At 71.3% G+C, this 22,353-nt stretch carries 20 protein-coding genes and 2 pseudogenes; 13 read left to right on the top strand and 9 right to left on the bottom strand.

The window, feature by feature from the left end; all coding sequences use genetic code 11:
- Nucleotide 1: 1 nt before the first annotated feature.
- A pseudogene (locus EDD40_RS43410) lies at nt 2-188 on the bottom strand (helix-turn-helix transcriptional regulator); the annotation flags it as partial.
- A gap of 43 nt (nt 189-231) precedes the next feature.
- Nucleotides 232-1,284: an ATP-dependent DNA ligase gene (locus tag EDD40_RS10960; RefSeq protein ID WP_211348142.1), complete on the bottom strand. Its 1,053-nt coding sequence runs from the start codon at nt 1,282-1,284 to the stop codon at nt 232-234.
- A gap of 114 nt (nt 1,285-1,398) precedes the next feature.
- On the opposite strand from EDD40_RS10960, the gene EDD40_RS10955 reads away from it, so the two are divergent.
- On the top strand, nt 1,399-1,902 hold the full coding sequence (locus EDD40_RS10955) for a DinB family protein (RefSeq protein ID WP_123742808.1): 504 nt from the start codon (nt 1,399-1,401) through the stop codon (nt 1,900-1,902).
- 53 nt (nt 1,903-1,955) lie between these two features.
- On the opposite strand, the gene EDD40_RS10950 is transcribed toward EDD40_RS10955, so the two are convergent.
- Complete coding sequence (locus tag EDD40_RS10950) at nt 1,956-2,402, bottom strand: cupin domain-containing protein (RefSeq protein ID WP_123742807.1); 447 nt, start codon at nt 2,400-2,402, stop codon at nt 1,956-1,958.
- Complete coding sequence (locus tag EDD40_RS10945) at nt 2,399-3,922, bottom strand: GGDEF domain-containing protein (RefSeq protein ID WP_123742806.1); 1,524 nt, start codon at nt 3,920-3,922, stop codon at nt 2,399-2,401. The genes EDD40_RS10950 and EDD40_RS10945 overlap by 4 nt, the downstream gene beginning before the upstream one ends.
- Before the next feature lie 246 nt (nt 3,923-4,168).
- Between EDD40_RS10945 and ruvC the strand changes: the two are divergent.
- The 10 genes and pseudogenes from ruvC to EDD40_RS10895 form a co-directional block, all read left to right on the top strand.
- Nucleotides 4,169-4,747, top strand: a pseudogene (gene ruvC, locus EDD40_RS10940) (crossover junction endodeoxyribonuclease RuvC); the annotation flags it as partial.
- A 299-nt stretch (nt 4,748-5,046) separates the two neighbouring features.
- Nucleotides 5,047-5,640 carry a Holliday junction branch migration protein RuvA gene (ruvA, locus tag EDD40_RS10935; protein ID WP_123742805.1) on the top strand — a complete coding sequence of 198 codons (594 nt, stop codon included), beginning with the start codon at nt 5,047-5,049 and terminating at the stop codon, nt 5,638-5,640.
- Nucleotides 5,637-6,692, top strand: coding sequence for a Holliday junction branch migration DNA helicase RuvB (gene ruvB / locus EDD40_RS10930; protein WP_123742804.1), 1,056 nt, complete (start codon nt 5,637-5,639; stop codon nt 6,690-6,692). Before ruvA ends, ruvB begins: the two co-directional genes overlap by 4 nt.
- A 98-nt stretch (nt 6,693-6,790) precedes the next feature.
- Nucleotides 6,791-7,156: a preprotein translocase subunit YajC gene (gene yajC / locus EDD40_RS10925; protein ID WP_123747939.1), complete on the top strand. Its 366-nt coding sequence runs from the start codon at nt 6,791-6,793 to the stop codon at nt 7,154-7,156.
- A gap of 139 nt (nt 7,157-7,295) precedes the next feature.
- The gene (secD, locus tag EDD40_RS10920; protein ID WP_123742803.1) at nt 7,296-9,164 is read left to right on the top strand and encodes a protein translocase subunit SecD; all 1,869 of its coding nucleotides are present in this window, start codon (nt 7,296-7,298) and stop codon (nt 9,162-9,164) included.
- A gap of 1 nt (nt 9,165) precedes the next feature.
- Complete coding sequence (gene secF / locus EDD40_RS10915; RefSeq protein WP_123742802.1) at nt 9,166-10,362, top strand: protein translocase subunit SecF; 1,197 nt, start codon at nt 9,166-9,168, stop codon at nt 10,360-10,362.
- On the top strand, nt 10,359-10,877 hold the full coding sequence (locus EDD40_RS10910; protein ID WP_170185025.1) for an adenine phosphoribosyltransferase: 519 nt from the start codon (nt 10,359-10,361) through the stop codon (nt 10,875-10,877). Before secF ends, EDD40_RS10910 begins: the two co-directional genes overlap by 4 nt.
- Nucleotides 10,878-11,352: 475 nt before the next feature.
- Nucleotides 11,353-13,653 (top strand): RelA/SpoT family protein, encoded by a 2,301-nt coding sequence (locus EDD40_RS10905; protein ID WP_123742801.1) that lies wholly within the window; start codon nt 11,353-11,355, stop codon nt 13,651-13,653.
- 167 nt (nt 13,654-13,820) lie between these two features.
- The gene (locus tag EDD40_RS10900; RefSeq protein ID WP_123742800.1) at nt 13,821-14,174 is read left to right on the top strand and encodes a hypothetical protein; all 354 of its coding nucleotides are present in this window, start codon (nt 13,821-13,823) and stop codon (nt 14,172-14,174) included.
- 456 nt (nt 14,175-14,630) lie between these two features.
- Nucleotides 14,631-15,425 (top strand): hypothetical protein, encoded by a 795-nt coding sequence (locus EDD40_RS10895; protein WP_123742799.1) that lies wholly within the window; start codon nt 14,631-14,633, stop codon nt 15,423-15,425.
- A 3-nt stretch (nt 15,426-15,428) separates the two neighbouring features.
- Here the strand turns inward: EDD40_RS10895 and EDD40_RS10890 are convergent, their stop codons facing one another.
- From EDD40_RS10890 to EDD40_RS10880, 3 genes are read right to left on the bottom strand one after another with little or no spacing between them, the layout of a single operon-like run.
- Nucleotides 15,429-16,058, bottom strand: a complete 630-nt coding sequence (locus EDD40_RS10890) for a hypothetical protein (RefSeq protein ID WP_123742798.1) — start codon at nt 16,056-16,058, stop codon at nt 15,429-15,431.
- Complete coding sequence (gene hisS / locus EDD40_RS10885; protein ID WP_123742797.1) at nt 16,055-17,320, bottom strand: histidine--tRNA ligase; 1,266 nt, start codon at nt 17,318-17,320, stop codon at nt 16,055-16,057. The genes EDD40_RS10890 and hisS overlap by 4 nt, the downstream gene beginning before the upstream one ends.
- A 6-nt stretch (nt 17,321-17,326) precedes the next feature.
- Nucleotides 17,327-18,031 (bottom strand): MBL fold metallo-hydrolase, encoded by a 705-nt coding sequence (locus tag EDD40_RS10880; protein ID WP_123742796.1) that lies wholly within the window; start codon nt 18,029-18,031, stop codon nt 17,327-17,329.
- 145 nt (nt 18,032-18,176) lie between these two features.
- Here EDD40_RS10880 and EDD40_RS10875 point away from each other — a divergent pair, with 145 nt between their 5' ends.
- Nucleotides 18,177-19,037, top strand: a complete 861-nt coding sequence (locus tag EDD40_RS10875; RefSeq protein WP_123747937.1) for a peptidylprolyl isomerase — start codon at nt 18,177-18,179, stop codon at nt 19,035-19,037.
- A gap of 567 nt (nt 19,038-19,604) precedes the next feature.
- Here EDD40_RS10875 and EDD40_RS10870 read toward each other — a convergent pair.
- Nucleotides 19,605-20,468 carry a spermidine synthase gene (locus tag EDD40_RS10870; protein WP_211348141.1) on the bottom strand — a complete coding sequence of 288 codons (864 nt, stop codon included), beginning with the start codon at nt 20,466-20,468 and terminating at the stop codon, nt 19,605-19,607.
- Between the two features lie 83 nt (nt 20,469-20,551).
- Between EDD40_RS10870 and EDD40_RS10865 the strand changes: the two genes are divergently transcribed.
- A complete protein-coding gene (locus EDD40_RS10865; protein ID WP_123742794.1) occupies nt 20,552-20,914 on the top strand; it encodes a DUF1304 domain-containing protein in 363 nt (120 codons plus the stop codon).
- On the opposite strand, the gene EDD40_RS10860 is transcribed toward EDD40_RS10865, so the two are convergent.
- On the bottom strand, nt 20,841-22,301 hold the full coding sequence (locus tag EDD40_RS10860) for a YibE/F family protein (protein WP_123742793.1): 1,461 nt from the start codon (nt 22,299-22,301) through the stop codon (nt 20,841-20,843). The two genes, EDD40_RS10865 and EDD40_RS10860, sit on opposite strands and share 74 nt — an antisense overlap.
- Nucleotides 22,302-22,353: the final 52 nt, after the last annotated feature.

Raw genomic sequence — 22,353 nt, 5'->3', positions numbered from 1 at the left:
CGTCGAACGCCACCAGGTGCCGGCGCCGGCCGGACGGCACCAGGTGCAGCGGCTCGACGTGACACCGGCACGGTCAGGTGCTCGGGGTCCACGGTGACCCCGTCGGCTCCCGGCACCACCGGCGACGTCGCCGCGCCCAGCGCGCCCACCCGCCGCCGCAGCCGGGCCGGCAGCACCTGCTCCAGCTTCAACGCCTCCACCGGACGCCCGACGGGTGGGACAGGTCCCGTCCTACTTCCCGAACAGCTCCCGCAGCTCCGCGGGCGCGACTTCTTCGAGCTGCGCGTACGTGCACGACTCGGGGGCGCGGTCCGGGCGGAAGCGGACCAGCCTGCTCGTGTGCCGGAACCGCCGTGCCTGGAGGTGCTCGTAGCGCACCTCGGCGACCAGTTCCGGCCGCAGCGGCTCCCAGGTCAGCGTCTTGGTCGGGTTCCACCGGCTCTGCGCGCCCGGCGTGGCCGCGTCGATCGAGGCCCACTCCGCCCACGGGTGCCCGACCAGCGCGTCCCGCCGGTAGGGCGCCAACTCCTCCACCAGCTCGCGGCGGCGCGCGGCGGTGAAGCTGCTGGCCACGCCGACGTGGTGCAGCGCCCCGGCGTCGTCGAACAGCCCGAGCAGCAGCGAGCCGACCCCGACCCCGTCCTTGTGCGGCCGGTACCCGGCCACCACGCAGTCGGCCGTCCGCTCGTGCTTGACCTTCCACATCACCCGCTTGTCCTGCTCGTAGGCCAGGTCGGTCCGCTTGGCCACCACCCCGTCGAACCCCGCGCCCTCGAACCGGGTGAACCAGTCCTCGGCCTGGTCGGGGTCGTCCGTCGCGGGCGTCAGGTACACCCCCGGCACGTCGGCCAGCACGCCTTCGAGCAGCCGCCGGCGTTCGCCGAACGGCGTGCCGGTCAGGTCCCGGTCGCCCAGCGCGAGCAGGTCGAACGCGACGAACCCGGCGGGCGTGTCGACGGCCAGCTTGCGCACCCGCGACGCGGCCGGGTGCAGCCGCAGTTGCAGCAGGTCGAAGCTCAATCCCTCGGGCGTGACGATGACGATCTCGCCGTCCACCACGCACCGCGGCGGCAACCCCGCCGACAGCGCCTCGACCACCTCGGGGAAGTACCTGGTCAACGGCCGGTCGTTGCGTGAGCCGAGCTCCAGCTCGTCGCCGTCGCGGAACACCACGCACCGGAACCCGTCCCACTTCGGCTCGAAGACGAGCCCGGGCTCGCGCGGCACCGCGTGCACGGCCTTGGCGAGCATCGGCCGCACCGGCGGCATCACGGGGAGGTCCACGGGCCGAGCGTAATTCGAAGGAGTGGACTTCACCGTGGAGCGGCATCGAGGGCGGAAGTTGTCCGCAATGCCTCATAGGGTGGTCTCATCACCGCAACGGAAGGCAGAACCACCATGAGCACCACCGCGACCCTCTCGACCGAACTCACCGACCTGCGGTCGAGCCTGACCAGGCACCGCGAGTTCCTCCGCGTCACGGTGCGCGGGATGAGCGACGAGCAGGCGCGGCAGACGCCCACGGCGAGCGAGCTCTCCCTCGGTGGCCTCATCAAGCACGTCCGCACCGTGGAAGAGGCGTGGATGCGCTTCGCGGTCGGCGGCGCGGAGCTGATGGAGAGCGTCCAGTCGGACTGGGTGAACGGCTTCCGGATGCTCGAGCACGAGACGCTGGCCGGGCTGCTCGCGGACTACGAGGAGACGGCGGCGAAGACCGAGCGGCTGCTGGAGGAGCTGGACCTGGACACCGCCCACCCGCTGCCCGTCGCGCCGTGGTTCGAGCAGGGCGCCACGTGGACCGTCCGCCGCGTGGTGCTGCACCTGATCGCCGAGACGTCGCAGCACGCCGGCCACGCGGACATCATCCGCGAGACCATCGACGGCCAGAAGACGATGGGCTGACCGGCCCCCGGTCGGTCGGTGGTCGGTTGACGGGCCGACCCCGGGCCGGCCGGTCAGCGGCGGCAGAGCCGGCGGACCAGGTCGGCGTGCGAGGGGTAGCGCGGCGCGAGGGTGTCGGCCTCGCCGAAGGTGACCACGTCGTCGGTGTAGGGCGGCACCACGACCGTGCCGGCCAACGACCACTCGCCGGCCGGCTCACTGGCCTGCCACACCCCGGCGGGCACCACCACCTGCGGTCGCTGGCCCGCAGCGAGGTCCGGCCCCAGCACGGGCGTGGTCACCGCGCCGTCCGGGTGCAGCAGCAGCATCCGCAGCGGCGCGCCGCGGTGGTAGGCGTAGACCTCCAGGTGGTCGAGCTTGTGCACGCCGGAGAACTCGCCCTCCCGCAGCAGGTAGTAGATCGCGGAGGCCTCGGGCGACCGCCAGGACTGCCCGAACCACCCGCCTTCCACCGGCAGCTCGACCAGGCCCAGCGCCGCGATGACGTCCTCGGCGTTCACGTCAGCTCCGCCTCCACCGATCCGTGCACCACGACCATCCCCTTGCCGAGCCGCTTCGCCGTGTACATCGCCGCGTCCGCCGAGCCGAGCAGGTCGTCGGCGCTCAACGACGGGTCGAACCCCTCGCGGTGCGAGATGCCGATCGACGCGCGGATCACGTGCGTGCCGTTCGCCGTGCGGTGCGGCTCGTCCAGCGCGTCGAGCACCCGCCGCCCGATCTCCTCCGGCGGCTGCGGGTAGCCGTCGACCGGCACGCCGAACTCGTCGCCGCCCAGCCGCGCCACCACGTCCTGCGACCGCACGCACGCCTGCAACCGCGACGCCACGATCCGCAGCACCGCGTCGCCCTCGGCGTGCCCGAAGTTGTCGTTGACGTCCTTGAACCCGTCCACGTCGATGAACAGCACCACCACCGGCGACGTCCCGGCCAGCGCCGCGTCCAGCCGTTCCCGGAACAGCGCGCGGTTCGGCACGCCGGTCAACGGGTCGTGGTAGGCCTGGTGCCGCAGCCGTTCCCGGCTGTCCCGCAGCTGCTCCAGCAGCTTCACGTTGTCGATCAGGGTCAGCAGCTGCCGCGCGATCACCAGCAGCACCACGCCGAGCCCGACGTAGATCTCCAGCGGGTTGAGCCGCACGCCGGTCGCCGTGCCGACCACGATGAACAGGCCCGTGACCAGCATCGGCAGGTACGGCACCAGCAGGTGCAGCAGCTCGCCCGCGCGCAGCCGGGCCGCGCCGACCCGTTCCCGCGCGGCGTTGCCCGGCGCGATCGAGCTGAGGAAGAACAACGCCGGGCACACCATGAACCCGATGTCGGCGGCCGTCGGGATGGCGGTCGCGCCCTTGCTCACCAGGTACGCGAACACCCAGCCCGACCCGGACTGCGCCAGGCCCGCCAGCGCGATGAACAGCACCGGCAGCTGCCGCACCGACCGGTGCGTCCACGAGGACACCAGCAGCACGACCAGCATCACCAGGTACGCCGCCGGGTGCGCCACCACGGTCGCGAAACCGGGGCCGGAGGTGGCCCAGGCGCGGACCATCGACTCCAGCAGCGACACCCACGTGAGCACGAACAGCGAGCCGACCACGATCAGCCCGTCCAGCGCGACGACCAGCCTGCTGCGGTGGCCCGGCAGCTTGCCCGACCCGCCGTGGGCCAGCACCAGGATCGCGCACAGCGTCAGCCCCGGCACGAGCATGAACCCGATCGGCGCCAGCGTGGACGAGGGCAGCGCCACCCCGAGGATCACCTGGCCCCAGATCCACACGGCCAGCCCGACGGCCAGGCTCGCCATGGCCGCGACCATCCACAGCCGCCAGCGCCGCGCCACGCCCTGCCGCACCCGCGCGGCCCGCCAGTACGACACCATCGCGGCGGACGCGGCGAGCAGCTGGGTGAGCTTGTCGATCGCGACGGACGTCGGCCGGTCGAACACCCCGGAGACGACGAGGCAGACGAGGCCGAAGACCAGGGCGCAGACGGCACCGGAGACGACGCCGAACCGCCTCAGGGTCATGGCACCCCGCTCATGCCGCCACTGGAGTCGATCAGTTGACCGAGCCACTGTAATGACCCCGTGACGCTGTGTCGATCTGGGGGTGCCTCTTCGTCACCGTCCGCGTGCTCACCGAGCCGGGCGGTGCGCCTGTCGGCGGACCGGGCTGTGCGCGTGTCACCGGGCCGGTGGTCGTGATCACCCTCTAAGGTTTCGAACTGGTGTTCGTCGGCGTTGACCGGCGGTTGAGCGGCTGAGAGGACCAGCGTGCGCGTGTTCGGAGTCGACCCCGGCCTGACCCGGTGCGGGTTCGGGGTGGTCGACGGCGGTCCGGGCCGGACGGTGCGGCCGATCGCGGTGGACGTGGTGCGCACGCCGGCGGACGAGGACCTGGCGCTGCGGCTGCTCCAGCTCTCCGACGCGGTCGAGCGCTGGCTCGACCGCTACGAGCCGCAGGTGGTGGCCATCGAGCGGGTGTTCAGCCAGCACAACGTGCGCACCGCGATGGGCACCGCGCAGGCGGGCGGCGTGGTGGCGCTGTCGGCGGCCCGCCGCGGCCTGCCGGTCGTGTTCCACACGCCGAGCGAGGTCAAGGCCGCCGTCACCGGCTCCGGCCGGGCGGACAAGGCCCAGGTCACCGCCATGGTCACCAAGCTGCTCGGGCTGAAGACCGCGCCGAAGCCCGCCGACGCCGCCGACGCGCTCGCGCTGGCCATCTGCCACCTGTGGCGCGCACCCATGCGGTCACGCCTGGAGGAGGCGCAGGCGAGGGCGGCTGAGATCGCCCGGACGCACCGCGCGAGACTGGCGCAGGCGGGTGCGAAGGCACCGGCCACGCCGACGGCCACCCGGCCGACGGCGCGGGCCAAGGCCGCGGCGGCCACGCCGACCGGGGCCGCGTCGACCAAGGCCGTCTCGACCAAGGCCGTCTCGACCAAGGCCGTCTCGACCAAGGCCGTCTCGACCAAGGCCGTCTCGACCAGGACGGTCTCGACCAGGGCCGCGTCGACCGGAGCCACGTCGGCCAGGGCCGTCTCGGGCGAGGCCGTCTCGACCGAAGCCGTCCCGGCCGAGGCCGCGGCGGCGGAGGTCGCCTCGACCGACGTCGCGTCGGCCGAGGCCGCGAACACCGGAGGGAAGACCCAGTGATCTCGTCACTGCGCGGGCAGGTGCTGTCCATCGGGCTCGACCACGTCGTCGTCGAGGTCGGCGGCATCGGCTACGCCGTGCAGGCCACCCCCGCCACGCTGGCCACGCTGCGCCGCGGCGAAGAGACCCAGCTGGCCACGGCGCTCGTGGTGCGCGAGGACTCGCTGACCCTGTTCGGCTTCGCCGACACCGACGCCCGCGAGCTGTTCGGCCTGCTCCAGACCGTGTCCGGGATCGGGCCGCGGCTGGCGTTGGCGACGCTGGCCGTGCTGGAGCCGGACAAGCTGCGCGCCGCCCTCGCCGAGGGCAACATCACCGTGCTCACCCAGGTGCCCGGCATCGGCCGCAAGGGCGCCGAGCGCCTGATCATCGAGCTGCGCGACAAGGTCGGCCAACTCGCCGCCGCCCCGACCGCCGCCGGCGACACCGGCCAGGTCGTCCGGACCCAGGTCACCGAGGCGCTGCTCGGCCTCGGCTTCCCGGCCAAGCAGGCCGAGCAGGCCGTGGACGCCGTGCTGGCCGCCGACGGCGCGCTGGGCACGTCCGAGGTCCTCCGCCGCTCCCTGGCCACCCTGGGCCGCAAGCGATGAACTTCGACGAGGACGACACCCTCAACCCGCTGCCCGACCCGACCGAGCGGGACCTCGAGACCACGCTGCGGCCGAAGGACCTGCACGAGTTCGTCGGCCAGCCGAAGGTCCGCGAACAGCTCGAACTCGTCCTGCAGGGCGCGATGCAACGCGGCTCGCCCCCCGACCACGTGCTGCTGTCCGGGCCTCCCGGGCTGGGCAAGACCAGCCTCGCCATGATCATCGCCGCCGAGCTGGGCGCGTCGCTGCGCATCACCTCCGGCCCCGCCCTCGAACGCGCGGGCGACCTGGCCGCGATGCTGTCGAACCTGGTCGAGGGCGACGTGCTGTTCATCGACGAGATCCACCGGATGGCCCGGCCCGCCGAGGAGATGCTGTACCTGGCGATGGAGGACTTCCGGGTCGACGTGGTCGTCGGCAAGGGGCCGGGCGCGACCAGCATCCCGCTCGACATCGCCCCGTTCACGCTGGTCGGCGCCACCACCCGGTCCGGCGCGCTGACCGGGCCGCTGCGCGACCGGTTCGGCTTCACCGGGCACATGGAGTTCTACAGCCCCGAGGAGCTGGAACTGATCATCCGCCGGTCCGCCGGCATCCTCGGCGTCGACCTGCGCGAGGACGGCGGCCGGGAGATCGCGGGCCGGTCGCGCGGCACGCCCCGCATCGCGAACCGCCTGCTCCGGCGGGTTCGGGACTACGCAGAGGTGCGCGCGGACGGCGCGGTGACCCTGGAGGTCGCCCGTGACGCCCTGAAGGTCTACGACGTGGACGAGCTGGGCCTGGACCGGTTGGACCGGGCGGTCCTGGACGCGTTGGTCCGTTCGTTCGGCGGCGGACCCGTCGGCGTCTCCACGCTGGCCGTCGCGGTGGGTGAGGAACCCACCACGGTCGAGGAGGTCTGCGAGCCGTACCTGGTCCGGGCGGGCATGCTGGCGCGCACGCCGCGTGGCCGGGTCGCCACCGCGACGGCCTGGTTGCACCTCGGCCTGCAACCGCCGCCCCGGGCGCCGGGGGAGGCGACCCGATCCCTGTTCGACGACGCCACCGACTGATCGGGATGACTCACCTGGCACAATCGGCGGAGGCATCCCAGAAATTCGGACGTACCGGGCGCTGATCGCACCCGCCCCGTCCGGTTGATCGGAGAATGATGGACCTGTCCTCCTTGATGTTCCCGCTGCTGCTCGTGCTGCTCGCGGTGCCGCTGTTCCTCAGCGCCCGCAAGCAGAAGCGGGCCGTCGCCGAACAGCAGGCGCTGCTGAACTCGCTGGAGCCGGGTGACCGGGTCATGACCACCTCCGGGCTGTACGCGACGGTGGCCGGCGTGAACGACGACGACAACACGATCGAGCTCGAGATCGCCGACGGTGTCATCACCACTTGGCTGCGTCAGGCCATCCGCGAGAAGGTTGTCGTGGACACCGAGTCCGACGCGGTCGTGGACGACGTCGAGGACGTCGACGTCGTGGACGAGACCCCGGACGTCGAACGCGCACAGCAGGAGAGCAAGAAGTAACCAGGAGTAACCAGTGGAGGCCTCGCCTGGAGCCGGCAACTGTCAACGTGCCGACTCCAGGCAGTGACGCGCAGCTCACACCATCAGGGGTACGCTGCGGCCTCGCTGACCTTGTCAACTATCAGGAGACGGACGGACCGTGGCACCTCCGGCCGGGCAAATCCGCCCCGCGAAGTACCTGGGCGCATTTGTCCTCATCGTGGTCGCGCTGTACTCCCTGGTGTTCTTCACCGGGAACGGCAAGGCGACCCCCAAGCTCGGCATCGACCTGCAGGGTGGCACCCGTGTCACGCTGACCGCCCGGGCTCCTGATGGGAAAACGCCCTCGGAGGAGTCCCTCAACCAGGCACGTACCCTCATCGAGACCCGGGTAAACGGTCTCGGTGTGGCCGGCCCCGAGGTCATCCGGGACGGCACCAACCTGGTGATCACGGTCCCCGGCTCCGACAGCGAGGGCGCCAAGCGCCTCGGCCAGACGGCGAAGCTCAACTTCCGCAAGGTCATCGGCTCGCCGGTGCCCAACGCGCCGGAGCCCGCGCCGTCCGACAGCGCGACGCCGTCCGCGTCGGGCTCGGCCGTGCCGACCACGACCGGTTCGGCCGCGCCGACCGAGTCCGCCGGCTCCGCCGCGCCGACCACGACCGCCCAGGGCCGCCCCGCCCCGGCGTTCGAGGCCCAGCCGGAGACGACGACCCCGCCGGCCGCGACCACGACGCCCGCCGCGGACCCGAACGCGCCGGTGGACCCGAACGCGCCCGCCGGTGAGCAGCCGCCCGCCGAGTCGCAGGTCGACTGCCGCGCGGTGTTCCAGGGCCAGTACTCCGACGACCCGACCAAGGCGATCGAGGAGTCCCGCACCTGCCGGCAGGACCCGCAGCTGACCACGCTGGACGCGCAGACCGTGTCGCAGGCGCTCGGCGCGTTCACCTGCCCCGCGGTCGACCCGCTGATCGGCAACGACGACCCGGCGCTGCCGCTGCTGACCTGCGACCAGGACCGCACCGAGAAGTACGTGCTGGCCCCGGTCACCCCGCCGACCGACGGCAGCGTCAAGGACGACGACTTCAGCCTGTACTCGCGGCTGAGCGGCGAGGACATCGACAACGCGGTGTCCGGCACCGACCCGCAGGGCGCGGGCTTCGTGGTCGACCTGACCTTCAAGGGCGAGGGCGGCGACAAGTGGGGCAAGTTCACCTCGGCGAACGTCTCGCAGCAGGTCGCCGTCGTGCTCGACACCCAGGTCGTGTCCGCGCCGAACATCAACGAGCCCATCCTCGGCGGTTCGACGCAGATCAGCGGCAAGTTCACCCAGGCCGAGGCGAACAGCCTCGCCAACGTGCTCAAGTACGGCTCGCTGCCGCTGTCGTTCGAGGCCTCCGAGGCTGAGACCGTGTCCGCGACGCTGGGCCTCGCCTCGCTGAAGGCCGGCCTGATCGCGGGCGGCATCGGCCTCGCGCTGGTGTTCGTGTACTGCCTGTTCTACTACCGCCTGCTCGGCGTGCTGACGATCCTGTCGCTCGTCCTGTCCGGTGTGATCGTCTACGCGGTGCTGGTGCTGCTCGGCCGCTGGATCGGGTTCACCCTCGACCTCGCGGGCATCGCCGGTTTCATCGTGTCGATCGGTATCACCGCGGACTCGTTCGTCGTGTTCTTCGAACGGTTGAAGGACGAGATGCGCGAGGGCCGGTCGTTCCGGTCCGCGGTGCCGCGCGCCTGGGTCCGCTCGCGGCGCACGATCCTGTCCGCGGACATGGTCAGCTTCCTCGCCGCGGCCATCCTGTACGTGCTCGCCGTCGGCCAGGTGAAGGGCTTCGCGTTCACCCTCGGCATGTCGACCGTGCTGGACCTGGTCGTGGTCTTCCTGGTCACCCACCCGCTGGTCAGCATGATCTCGAAGTCGAAGCGCCTGTCCAACCCGAAGCTCTCGGGCCTCGGCGGCGCCGTCCAGGCCTCGGTCGACGACCGCGCGCTGTCGGGTGCGAAGAGCACCGCTGTGAAGGAGGTCTGACGTGGCCGAGACGAAGAAGCGCAACGTTTTCCAGCGGCTCTACGTCGGCAACGGCGCGTTCGACATCGTCGGCAAGCGCAAGCGCTGGTACCTGGTGTTCGGCCTGATCCTGCTGATCTGCATCGGGTCGATCGTGTTCCGGGGCTTCAACCTGGGCATCGACTTCACCGGCGGCACGCGCATCCAGATGCCCGCGATCAGCTCCTCCGGGACGATCGGCGTCGAAGAGGCCAAGGAGTCGTTCGAGAAGGCCATCGGCAAGGAGCCGGCCGCCACGCAGACCGTCGGCACCGGTGACGCGGCGACCATCCAGATCCGGTCGGAGACGCTGAACGCCGACGAGGTCCTGAAGCTCAAGACCACGCTGAACGACGACCTCCAGCCCAACGGCGGCGTCGACGCCATCAGCGACAGCGCCGTGTCCGCCTCGTGGGGCGGTGAGATCACCAGCCAGGCGCTGATCGCGCTCATCGTGTTCTTCATCGCGGTGATGATCTTCCTGGCGCTGTACTTCGAGCTGTCGATGGCGATCGCCGCGCTCGTCGCGGTGCTGCACGACGTGCTGATCACGGCCGGGGTGTACTCCATCGTCGGCTTCGAGGTCTCGCCGGCGACGGTGATCGGCCTGCTCACCATCCTCGGTTTCTCGCTGTACGACACGGTGGTGGTGTTCGACAAGGTCCGGGAGAACACCCGCGGCCTGCTCGGCCTCACCCGCCGCACCTACGGCGAGGCCGCGAACCTGGCGGTCAACCAGACCCTGATGCGCTCGATCAACACGTCGTTGATCGCGGTGCTGCCGGTGCTGGGCCTGCTGGCGATCGGCGTCGGCCTACTTGGCGTCGGCACCCTGAAGGACCTGGCGCTGGTGCAGCTCACCGGCATCATCATCGGCGCGCTGTCGTCCATCTACATCGCGACCCCGGTCGCGGTGGACCTGAAGATGCGCGATGCCCGGTACAAGGCGCAGGCCGCCCGGGTGCAGGCGCGTCGGGACAACCTGGCCCGCAAGGCCGCCACCGGCGAGGCGACCGCCGAGGTGCTCAGCGGTGGCGACATCGTCGAGTCGACCGACGACGAGTCGTTGCAGGCCGAGCTGCGCAAGGAGAAGGCCATGGCGGCCGCGGCGGGCGTGCCCGCGCGCACCGGCAAGTCGACCGACACGCGTCGCCGCCCGACGGGCAAGAAGCACCGTTGAAGCTCGACCGCGCCCTAGGGCTGCTGCGTGAGGTCCCGGACTTCCCCCTGCCGGGGGTCGTCTTCCGGGACCTCACGCCGGTCCTCGCCGACCCGGACGCGCTGCGCGCCGTGGTCGACGCCCTGCAGGACAAGATCCACCCCGACACCCAGGTAGTGGCCGCGATCGAGTCGCGGGGATTCCTGCTGGGCGCCGCTCTGGGGTACGGCTGGCACTACGGCGTCGTGCCGTTGCGGAAGCCGGGCAAGCTGCCCGCGGTGGCCCACCGGGTGACCTACGACCTGGAGTACGGCACGGCCACGCTGGAACTGCCGGCGGAGGCCGTCGTGCCCGGTCAGCACGTGGTCGTGGTGGACGACGTGCTGGCGACCGGCGGCACGGCCGCCGCGGCGTGCGAGCTGGTCGAACGGGCCGGCGGTGTCGTGACGGGCGTGTCGGTGGTGCTGGAGATCCCGGGCCTGGGCGGCCGTGAGCGGCTGGTCGGTCACGAGGTCAACGCCCTGCTGACGGTGTGATCGCCGGTCCTACCGGGCAGTGGAGGCAGAGCAAAGCCTGCGGCAAGCAGCAGGGTGAACTCTGTGTGCACGGCGACTACGCACAGTGGTCGAGTGACCGCCGTGGCGGCAGCAACTACACGTGCCGGCGCAGGTTCGGCCGACACGTCAAACCCGTCGCGGAATGGGCCGGCCTCACGCTGGCGGACGTCCGCGGACCTGGTCGGGGCGTCGAAGGACACGGTCAACCGCTGTCCGGCGACCACCTGCCGCGTTACCCGGAGGAAGCCGGGCAGCTCGGTTTCCCCAGGAGAGGTTCGCGGCGTTCTTGACGGCCCTTGTGAACGACCAGCCGTCGGGTTGAGCCTGGTGGAACCGATTGGTCCAGGTGAATCACAGGTGCTGCTCACCGTGTGAACTGCACCGCTCATCGGCTCGCCGCCGGAGTGAGGCCGCCAACGGAGTTATCCTCGGTTCCTAGACCCGAGGAGCGTGGTTGAGCCAGGACACCGAACCCGCCCAGACGTCGCAGCCCGTGCCCGCACGGCCGCCGTCGGCGACGAGGCGCGTGCGCGCGCGGCTGGCACGTCGGATCACCGCCCAGCGCGCCGCGCCGGTCAAACAGGTCCTCGAACCGCTGGCGGCCGTCCACCGCGACCTGCACCCCAAGGCCGACTTGGCGCTGCTCCAGCACGCCTACGACGTGGCGGAGGAGAAGCACCGCCCCCAGCGGCGCAAGTCCGGCGACCCCTACATCACGCACCCGCTCGCCGTGGCGACGATCCTGGCCGAGCTGGGCATGGACACGACCACCCTGGTCGCCGCCCTCCTGCACGACACGGTGGAGGACACCGACTACTCGCTCGACCAGCTGCGGGTCGACTTCGGCACCGAGGTCTCGCTGCTCGTGGACGGCGTCACCAAGCTCGACAAGGTCAAGCTCGGCGCGGCGGCCGAGGCGGAGACCATCCGCAAGATGGTCATCGCCATGGCCAAGGACCCGCGAGTGCTGGTCATCAAGCTCGCCGACCGGCTGCACAACATGCGCACCATGCGGTTCCTCCCGCCGGAGAAGCAGGCCCGCAAGGCGCGCGAGACGCTGGAGGTGCTGGCCCCGCTGGCGCACCGCCTCGGCATGGCCACGGTCAAGTGGGAGCTCGAGGACCTGGCGTTCGCGATCCTCCAGCCCAAGAAGTACGACGAGATCGTGCGCCTGGTGGCCAACCGCGCGCCGTCCCGGGACACGTACCTGGGCGGTGTCATCACGGAGCTGTCCCAGCAGCTGGAGGGCGCCCGGATCACCGCCAAGGTCGAGGGCAGGCCCAAGCACTACTACTCGATCCACCAGAAGATGATCGTGCGCGGTCGGGACTTCGACGACATCCACGACCTGGTGGGCGTGCGCATCCAGGTGGACGAGGTCCGCGACTGCTACGCGGCGATGGGCGTCGTGCACGCGCTGTGGCAGCCGATGCCGGGCCGGTTCAAGGACTACATCGCGCAGCCCCGCTTCGGGGTCTACCAGTCGTTGCACACGACGGTCATCGGACCGGACGGCAAGCCGCTGGAAGTGCAGATCCGGACCTACGACATGCACCGGACCGCCGAGTACGGCATCGCGGCGCACTGGCGGTACAAGGAGACCCGGGGCACGCACACCGGCAAGGGCGTCGAGGTCGACGAGATGGCGTGGATGCGCCAGCTGCTCGACTGGCAGCGCGAGGCCGCCGACCCGGGCGAGTTCCTGGAGTCGCTGCGGTTCGACCTGGCCGCCCGGGAGATCTTCGTCTTCACGCCGAAGGGCGACGTGGTGACGTTGCCGACCGGGTCCACGCCGGTCGACTTCGCGTACGCCGTGCACACCGAGGTGGGGCACCGGTGCATCGGCGCCAGGGTCAACGGTCGGCTCGTCGCGCTCGAGCGCAAGCTCGAGAACGGCGAGGTCATCGAGATCTTCACCTCGAAGGCGGAGGGCGCGGGCCCGTCGCGCGACTGGCTGTCGTTCGCGGCCTCGCCCAGGGCCAAGGCCAAGATCAAGCAGTGGTTCGCGAAGGAGCGCAAGGAAGAGGCCATCGAGGTCGGCAAGGACGCCATCGCGAAGGAGGTCCGACGCGTCGGGCTGCCGTTGCAGAGGCTCGTCTCGGCCGATTCGATGGGCGCGCTGTCGAAAGAACTGCACTACCCCGACGTGTCGGCGCTGTACGCGGCCGTGGGGGAGGGGCACACCTCCGCGCGGCACGTCGTGCAGCGGCTGGTCGCGCAGCTCGGCGGCGTCGAGCACGCCGAGGACGAGCTGGCGGAGCGGTCCACGCCGTCCACCGTGGCGCGGCGCCGGGTCACCGGCGACGCGGGTGTCATCGTCAAGGACGCGGCCGACGTGTGGGTCAAGCTGGCGCGCTGCTGCACGCCCGTGCCCGGTGACGACATCCTCGGCTTCGTGACCCGCGGTGGCGGGGTGTCGGTGCACCGGACCGACTGCACCAACGCGGACGAGCTGCTGAGGACCCCCGAACGGCTGCTGGACGTCGAGTGGGCGCCGTCGTCGTCCTCGGTGTTCCTGGTGGCGATCCAGGTGGAGGCCCTGGACCGGCACCGGCTGCTGTCGGACGTGACGAAGGTGCTGGCCGACGAGAAGGTGAACATCCTGTCGGCTTCGGTGACGACGTCGCGGGACCGGGTCGCGGTGTCGCGGTTCTCGTTCGAGATGGGCGACCCGAAGCACCTCGGCCACGTGCTGAAGGCCGTGCGGAGCGTGGAGGGCGTGTACGACGTGTACCGGGTGACGTCGGCGTCGTGATCGGCTGACAGCGCCGGCTCCAGGGCCGCTGTCGACGTCGGTGTCGACAGCGCGCTGCTGCCGTGCTGCTCGGACTGGGGGACTGGGGGGACTGGGGGTCGATGGGAGCCAAGTCCGGGGCAGGGTCGAGGGCCGAGTCTGAGGCTGGGGCCAAGGCCGGGGCGTCGATGAAGGTCGACCAGGTGGCGCTGCTGGCCGCCGCGCTCGCCGCCGTGCTGAGCACCTCGTCCGCCGAAGGCGCGTGGGAGCCCTTCGAGTGCGTCGTCGGCGGCGTCCTGCTGTTGATCGTCTTCGCCTTCCACGACTTCACCGTCGCCCGGCGGAACCGGCGTGCGAGGGCGGCCGTGTCGGGCGTCTTGGCGCTCCTGTGGTGCCTCGCCCTGGCCTGGCCGGTGCAGGAGTTCGTGGCCCGCGACGAGTCGCACGTGCCGGGACTGCTCACCGGGCTCTGGGTAGTGCTGTTCGGGGCGCACGCCGCTTACTTGAGCTGGGGCGTCGGCTTCCGGAAGGCTCGGGGTTGAAGGTCGGAAAGTCCTAGCGGGGGTTTGAAGATGAAGGTCGGGAAGTCCTAGCCGGGGTTTGAAGATGAAGGTCGGGAAGTCCTAGCCGGGGTTTGAAGATGAAGGTCGGGAAGTCCTGACCGGGGTTTCGAAGAAAAGATCGGAAGAGTCCTCGCCGGACGGGCAGATCAGCAGGATGACCGGGTTCGTGGTGATGCGCCGGGTCCGTCGTGGGTCGGGGTTCGTGTCATCCCACCGACCTCCCTACGGGCTACCACACGTATCAAGGGGGCGGCATCGGTCAATGCCGCGGGTAGTGCTGGACAAGCCCCCTTGACACGCGCGGTAGGGCGGAGCCAGGTCGGCGGGATGACACGAAGCCCTTCCTTTGGGGAAAGGAGATGGGGTCGGCGGGGTTTGTCGGGTGTGACCCGTTCGGTTGCTGACGGCGGGCCGAGTGGTCACGACGATGGCGCTGTGGGGCTCTTCGGGCTGGTCTTGGGCGTGCTCGGGTACGGCTTGGTCGTGGCGGTCGCGTTGGGGCCGTTGCTGTGGGTGTGGTGCCGGGAGCGGTGGCGGCGGGTGCGGGCGCGGCGGCGGCCGCTCGTGCTGCCGGACGGGTTGCCGGTCGACTACGCCGTCGCGGTGATGGCGGCCGGGGTTCAGCGGACGTGGGCCGTGGCCGTGGCCAGGCTGCACGCGCGTGGGGCGATCACCTTGGCCGAGGGCGAGGGCTCCGTCGAGATCACGCCGGTGCCGGGAGCGCAGGCGCGGGACGACTTCGAGTCCCGGGTCATCGGGAGGCCTCGGGACACCGGTGACCTGGACCGGCTGGTGCGGGCGCTGGTGGACTCGGATCTGCTCCGCCGTCGCGATCTCTACACGGGGTTCCGGTGGGCTCCGCGGGCGATGGTGGCTGCCATCGCCGTCACGGTGGGCTCGGCCGCCGTGCTCATCGCCTTCACACCCTTCCTGGCCACTGCCTTCGGGGCGTTGTTCCCGGTGATCTTCACGGCCGGGCGGCCCTACGGCCTCAAGGACCTGGTCCGGAGGCGGCACCGGTCGGATCGCTACGAGACCACTGCTCTCGGCCGGGAGCGTGCACGTGCCCTCGCCGAGGGCGGTGGTGCGGGTGCGGCGGTCGCGTTGCACGACTTGTTCGCCGGTTATCCGGACCGCCAGGTGGCCGGGTTGTTCCGGCCGTCGCCCACCCCGACGAGGCCACCCAGGGGTGAGCCGGACAACATGGGCGGGATCGGGATGGGGATGTGAGGGTCAGGGCTGGTCGAGGGTGGAGACGAAGCGGGAGATGGCGTCCGGGTTCAGCTTCTGCGCCAGGCGGCCGGTCGGGGCCATGGAGCCCAGTCGGTAGAGGGGGCGGTCGGCGGCGGCGAGGCCTCGGGCTTCGGCGCGGAGCTGGGCGACCAGCAGTTCGGAGAAGACGAGGCCCGGGGCGTCGCCCCGGCCGGCCAGGACGTCGGCCAGGTTGCGCAGCGGGAGGATGCCCTGCTCACGGCCGCCGGTGCCGGCGTAGATGGCCAGGGCGAGGTTGATCGCCTTGCCGCCGCCGCGGACGAAGAGGCCCACGGTGCGGGCGCCCCGGACGTCGGTCACCAGCAGGTCCAGCTGGTCGGCGGTGTGCAGGTCCACCGAACGGGTGCCGAAGGCCCGGACGGAGAGGACGTGGCCTTCCAGCCACACCCTGCGGCGGGCCTCCGACCAGGCCAGTAGCAGGAGGGGGACGGCGAAGACCGCCGCCGTGACCAGGCCGGCCGTCCGGCCCGCGAGCAGCCCCAGCAACCCGCCGAACGCGGCGGCGACGATCAGCGCGCCGATGGCCACCGTGCGTGCGCGCTTGCGCACCGCTTTGGGGTCGAGCAGGTCAAGGGCAATCCGCTCGCTCACCGGCCCAACGCCTCCAGTACCGAGGTCACCACGTCCGCCAGCGGCACCTCGCGCTGGTCGCCCGACGACAGCTCCTTCACCTGCACGACGCCGGCCTCGATGTCGCGTTCGCCCAGCACCAGCGCGAAGCGCGCACCGGAGCGGTCGGCGCCCTTCATCGCGCCCTTGAGGCCCTTGCCACCGTAAGCCAGGTCGAACCGGACGCCGGCGGCGCGCAGCGGCGCGGACAACGCGACCAGCCGCGACTTCGCCGCCTCGCCCAACGGCACGCCGTAGACGTCGCAGCGGGTCACGTCACCCGGGGAGACGCCCTCGGCCTGGCACGCGAGCAGCGCCCGGTCCACGCCGAGGCCGAAACCGACGCCGGACAGCGGCTGCCCGCCGAGCTGCTCCATCAGGCCGTCGTAACGCCCGCCGCCGCCGATGCCGGACTGCGCGCCCAGCCCGTCGTGCACGAACTCGAACGTCGTCTTCGTGTAGTAGTCCAGCCCGCGCACCATCCGCGGGTTCTCCACGAACTTCACGCCCAGGTCGTTCAGGTAGCCCTTGACCAGCTCGTAGTGGGCCAGCGACTCGGCGGACAGGTTGTCCACCATCAGGGGCGCGTCGGCGACGAGCGCGCGCACCTCCGGCCGCTTGTCGTCCAGCACGCGCAGCGGGTTCAGCTCGGCACGCCGGCGCGTCTCCTCGTCCAGGGGCAGCTTCGCCAGGAACTCCTGGAGCTTCTCCCGGTACTGCGGGCGGCACGTCGAGTCGCCCAGCGACGTCAGCTCCAACCGGAAACCGGTCAACCCGAGCGCCCGGAACCCGGCGTCGGCCACGGCGATGACCTCGGCGTCCAAGGCCGGGTCGTCGACGCCCACGGCTTCGATGCCGACCTGGTGGAACTGCCGGTAGCGGCCCGCCTGGGGCTGCTCGGCGCGGAAGAACTGCCCCGCGTACGCGAGCTTCACGGGCAGTTGGCCGCGGTCCAGGCCGTGTTCGATGACGGCCCGCATGACGCCCGCGGTGCCTTCGGGCCGCAGCGTGATGGACCGCCCGCCCCGGTCGGTGAACGTGTACATCTCCTTGCTGACCACGTCGGTCGACTCGCCGACGCCCCGCGCGAACAACGCGGTGTCCTCGAAGACGGGCAGCTCGATGTAGCCGTAGCCGGCGCGGCGGGCCGACTCCACCAGCGTGTCGCGCACCGCCAGGAACGACGCCGAGGTGGGCGGGAAGTAGTCGGGAACGCCCTTGGGGGCGGCGAAGGGGGTCGTCACTGTTCTCTACAGTCCTCGGTGCGGTGCGTCCGGCGCGCCCGGTGAGCCCAGCTCCAGCAGGAACGGGTTGCTCACGCGCTCGCGACCGATGGTCGTCGTCGGTCCGTGGCCGGGCAGCACCACCGTGTCGTCGGCCAACGTCAGCACCTTCGTGCGCAGTGACGTCAGCATCTCGCGGTGGTCGCCGCCCGGCAGGTCGGTGCGTCCGATGGAGCCGGCGAAGAGGGTGTCGCCGGACAGCACGAGCCGTCCGCCCTCTTCGGTGCCGGCGCGGAACATCACCGACCCGCCGGTATGGCCGGGTGTGTGGTCGACGGTCAGCCGGAGACCGGCCAGGTCCAGCTCGGCCCCGTCGGCCAGCTCGCGCACCTCGCGCGGCTCCCGCATCTCCAGCTTGCCGCCGAAGAAGGCCGCCCGTGACTGCGCGCTCATGCCCTTGAGCGGGTCGGACAGCATCTCGCGGTCGTCGGGGTGGATCCACGCCGGGACGTCGTTGCCGTCGCAGACGGGCGCGACGGAGAACGTGTGGTCGAAGTGCCCGTGCGTCAGCAGCACCGCGACCGGCGAGAGCCGGTGCTCGCGCAACGCCTCGGTGACCGGCTCGACCGCGTCCTGGCCGGGGTCGACCACCACGCACGGCCCGCCCGCGCCCGTGGCCAGCACGAAGCAGTTGGCCTGGAGAGCACCGGTCGGGAACCCGATCACCAGCACGGGATCACCTCTCGACGGCAACGGATCGACAACGGATCGCTGTGGACCACGTCAAGCAGCCTATCCGGCATACACCAGTCACATACGTGCCCCCTAGACTGCTGACCGATCGTCGCCGTCGACGCAGAGATCAGGGAGGTTGCAGGTGCCGACCAACGTGCAGCGCCGCGAGCAGGCCAAGCGGAAGCTGGAACGCCAGCTCGTCCGCAGGGCGGAGCGCGCGAAGCGGCGCCGGGTGATCGCAGTCGTCGCGACGGCGGTCATCGTCGTCGTGATCGCGGGCGGTGTTTACTTCCTCGCCACGACCGACTTCAGCAGCACCGGCGACGATGCCGCCGCCGGCTCGACCACCCCGGCACCGATCGAGATCCCGACCGAGGTGAAGGCGCTCCCGACGCGCCCGACGCCCATCGCGGACCCGGCCACGTGCGAGTACCGCGCGTCGACGGAGCCCGCCTCCAAGGAGGGCACCAAGGCCCCCGAGGCGAGTGCCTCCGCGACCGGCACCGCCACCGCCACCATCAAGGCCAACATCGGCGAGCTGAAGCTGACCCTGGACCGCGCCCTCGCGCCGTGCGCCGTCAACAGCTTCGTCAGCCTGGTCAAGCAGGGCTACTACGACGGCAGCACGTGCCACCGCATCGGCACCGAAGGCCTCCAGATGCTGCAGTGCGGTGACCCGACGGGCACCGGCACCGGCGGCCCCGGCTACACGTTCGACAACGAGACCTGGCCGGAACTGACCTACGGCCGCGGCTACCTGGCCATGGCGAACGCCGGTCTCGACCAGGCGACGCAGAAGGGCACGAACGGCAGCCAGTTCTTCATCGTCTACGGCGATGCCCAGCTGTCGCCCGACTACACCGTCTTCGGCAGCATCGACGAGGCGGGTCTGAAGCTGATCGACGACGTGGCCCGCGCGGGCCACGACGGCTCGTTCGACCCGAGCCCGGGCGGCGGCAAGCCGAACAAGGAAGTCAAGTTCGAGTCGGTCGCGGTCGCCTGACCCACCCGCACGAACACGCAGGGGCCCGCTACTCGGGAGAGGAGTAGCGGGCCCCTGCGTCTTCCCCGTCGGCCCGGACGAGAACCGCGCAGGCCGACATCCCGGATGATCCCACCAGCCTCTTACGTATCGCTGACGCCACCACCCCGCCGATCACCCACTGGCCCGCTCTTCCCCAAAGGAAGGGCTTCGTGTCATCCGGCCGACCTGGCTCCGCCCTACCGCGCGTGTCAAGGGGGCCGGTTCACCTCTGCCCACGGCATTCACCGATGCCGCCCCCTTGATACGTGTGGTAGCCCGTAGGGAGGTCGGTGGGATGACACGAACCCCGACCCACAACGGACCCGGCGCATCACCACGAACCCGGTCATCCTGCTGATCTGCCCGTCCGGCGAGGACTCTTCCGATCTTTCCTCCACCCCGGAGTCACCATGACCACCATCGAGTACCCCGGAATCCGAACCGAGGTCCTGACCGCCGTCGAACCGCCGGCCGAACTGGGCGAGTTGTTCTCCGCGCCGATCGACGACCTGGGCGGCCCTTGACGTTTCGGTCCTGACGTCCGGCTCAATCGTCCGGCAGACCCCACGTGCCCTTCGGCGGGGCGGGGGACTGGGTCGCCGTCGCGTCCGTGGTGGCCGGCGCGCCGCCGATGAACCGGATCAGCGAATCGTCGTGCTCCACCCGCCCGGGGAACGGGTCGCCGGCCGTCAGCCGGGTCAGCGCCGCCACCGGCAGTTCGACGTGCGACCCGACCAGCACGAAGTTGCCGAACCGCCGCCCCTTGAACACGGCCGGTTCGGCCAGCACGCACACGTGCGGGAACACCGCCCGGACCGTCGCGGCCTGGGCCCTGGCGAACGCCAGCTTCCCGCCGTCACCGATGTTGGCCGCGTAGACACCCCCGCCCCGCAGCGCCCGCGACGCCAACGCCACGAACTCCACCGACGTCAGGTGCGCCGGTGTCCGCGACCCGGCGAACACGTCCGTCACCACCAGGTCGAACGCCGCCTCGGGCGCCTTCTCCAGCACCGCCCGCGCGTCGCCGTTGCGGATCCGCAGCCGCCAGTTCCGGTCCAGCGGCAGCACACCGCGCACCAGGTCGACCAGCGCCGCGTCGATCTCCACCACCTGCTGGCTGGACCGCGGTCGGGTCACCGCGATGTACCGGGGCAAGGTGAGCGCGCCGCCGCCCAGGTGCAACGCCCGGATCGGCTCGCTGCCCGGCGCGACGAGATCGGCCACGTGACCCAGCCGGCGCAGGTACTCGAACTCCAGGTGTCCCGGGTCGTCCAGGTCGACGTGGGACTGGGGCGTGCCGTTGAGGCGGAGCATCCACGCCCTCGGCACGTCGGGGTCCGGGATCAGTTCCGCGATGCCCGAGTCGACCTCCCGGCTGATGGTCTCGTCGGCTTTCCGGATCCGTCCCACCCGGTGATTATCCCGGTGACGACCGCGTGCGCCGCTCCCGGTCCTCCAGCACGGTTCGCGGCAGGGCGGTACGGTACCCATCCGTGCAGCTCGCCGCAGACGTACTCACCGCGCTCGTCGCGGCCATCCACCTCTACATCGTCGTGCTGGAGATGTTCCTCTGGAACACCCCGCGCGGCCGTGCCGCGTTCGGCACCACGCCCGAGTTCGCCGCCGAGTCGAAGGTGCTGGCCGCCAACCAGGGCCTGTACAACGGCTTCCTGGCGGCCGGGCTGATCTTCGCGCTGATCGCGCGCGGCACGACCGGGTTCGCGTTCGCGGTGTTCTTCCTGATCTGCGTGATCATCGCGGGCCTGTACGGGGCGGCGACGGTCAGCCGTCGGATCCTCCTCGTGCAGTCCGTGCCCGCCGCGATCGCGTTGTTGCTGGTCCTGCTGGCGAGGTAGCCGGGCGACGCCACGGTCCCTTCGCCGGGTCGTAGCCGGTGCGCAGGTCGCCTCGCACGTGCTTGCGCCACAGCGGATCAGCGACAGCCCGCTCGCGCACCGGCTCAACCAAGTCCTCCGACCCGCCCGACCCGCCCGACCCGGGCTCACCCACCGGTTCACGACCGGCCACCCACGCCGCCAACGCGGTCGTGATCGGCACCGCCGCCACGAGCCCGATGCTGCCCACCAGGGTCCGCACGACCTCCTGCGCCACCTCCTGCGCGGTCAGGATCTCGCCCAGGGCCCGCCCCGACAGCATGAACGCCAGCAGCAACGGCAGCGCCGCGCCCGCGTAGGCCATGACCAGCGTGTTCACCACGGACGACAGGTGGTCGCGGCCGATCCGCGACCCCGCCGCGTACAGCTCCCGGAACCCCAGCGCCGGGTTGGCCCGCCGCAGCTCCCACACCGAGCTGGTCTGCGTCACGGTCACGTCGTCCAGCACGCCGAGCGCGCCGATGATCGTGCCCGCCAGCAGCAGCCCGCGCGTGTCGATGCCGTGGCCGAGCAGCGACACCAGGTTCGCCGTCTCCTGGTCCAGCCCGGTCAGCTTGGCGAAGGCCGAGAACAGGGCGCCCAGCACGCCGATCAACGCGAGGCTGACCAACGTGCCCAGCACCGCCGTGGACGTCCGCGCGGACAGCCCGTGCGTCAGGTACAGCACCACGAACATGATCAGCCCCGCGCCGACCACGGCCACGGCGAGCGGGCTCTCCCCGGCCAGGATGGCGGGCAGCACGAACAGCACCAGCACCACGAAGCTCAACGCCAGCGCGCCCAGCGCCGCCAGGCCCTGCCAGCGGCCCAGCAGCAGCACAGCCGCCGCGAACAGCACGCCCAGCAGCAGCAACGGCGCTCCGCGCTGGAAGTCGGCCAGCTGGTAGGACGTGCTGTCGTTCGGGTCGCCCCCGCCGAAGGAGAGCACCACGGCGTCGCCGACGGTGAACGTCGGCGTGCCCGGCTGGTCCGGCACCGGGACCCGGACCTCCCGGCCCGCCGCCACGCCGTCGCTCATCTTCACGGTCACCAGCACGCACCCGGTGCCGCCGACCTCGCCCGCGTCCGGGCCGCACCCGCCCTTCGCCACGGCCGTCACGTCGCCGCGCACGGGCACCTGCGCGAGCCCCGCCTCCGCGCCCGTGCGCTGCTCGTGCCCGAACGGGTACAGCAGCAGCGCGCCGACCACGGTCGCGAGCACGAGCGGCAGCAGCAGGACCAGCAGCAGCTTGCGCACGGGTCGGGAAGCCGGCTCGACGGGGCCGTGCCCGTGGCCGTGTCCATGGGCGGCGATGAGGTCCTTGGCGCGCACGCGCACATACTGCCCGCACACCCCAGTCGTCCGCATGTCGGACAGTTCGGTGCGAATTTCGGGGCGAACCCTTCAACCGGGACCTCGT

This window comes from Saccharothrix texasensis, from assembly GCF_003752005.1.
Lineage (GTDB): Bacteria > Actinomycetota > Actinomycetes > Mycobacteriales > Pseudonocardiaceae > Actinosynnema > Actinosynnema texasense.
The sequence above is the reverse complement of the archived record's forward strand: the minus strand, read 5'-3'. Positions and strand labels throughout refer to the sequence as shown.

Bases quoted from the DNA above. Each gene is read 5' to 3' on its own strand.
- EDD40_RS10955 (WP_123742808.1), top strand. From the start codon at position 1,399: ATGAGCACCACCGCGACCCTCTCGACCGAACTCACCGACCTGCGGTCG.
- EDD40_RS10945 (WP_123742806.1), bottom strand. From the start codon at position 3,922: ATGACCCTGAGGCGGTTCGGCGTCGTCTCCGGTGCCGTCTGCGCCCTG.
- ruvB (WP_123742804.1), top strand. From the start codon at position 5,637: ATGAACTTCGACGAGGACGACACCCTCAACCCGCTGCCCGACCCGACC.
- yajC (WP_123747939.1), top strand. From the start codon at position 6,791: ATGGACCTGTCCTCCTTGATGTTCCCGCTGCTGCTCGTGCTGCTCGCG.
- EDD40_RS10900 (WP_123742800.1), top strand. From the start codon at position 13,821: ATGAAGGTCGACCAGGTGGCGCTGCTGGCCGCCGCGCTCGCCGCCGTG.
- EDD40_RS10860 (WP_123742793.1), bottom strand. From the start codon at position 22,301: ATGCGGACGACTGGGGTGTGCGGGCAGTATGTGCGCGTGCGCGCCAAG.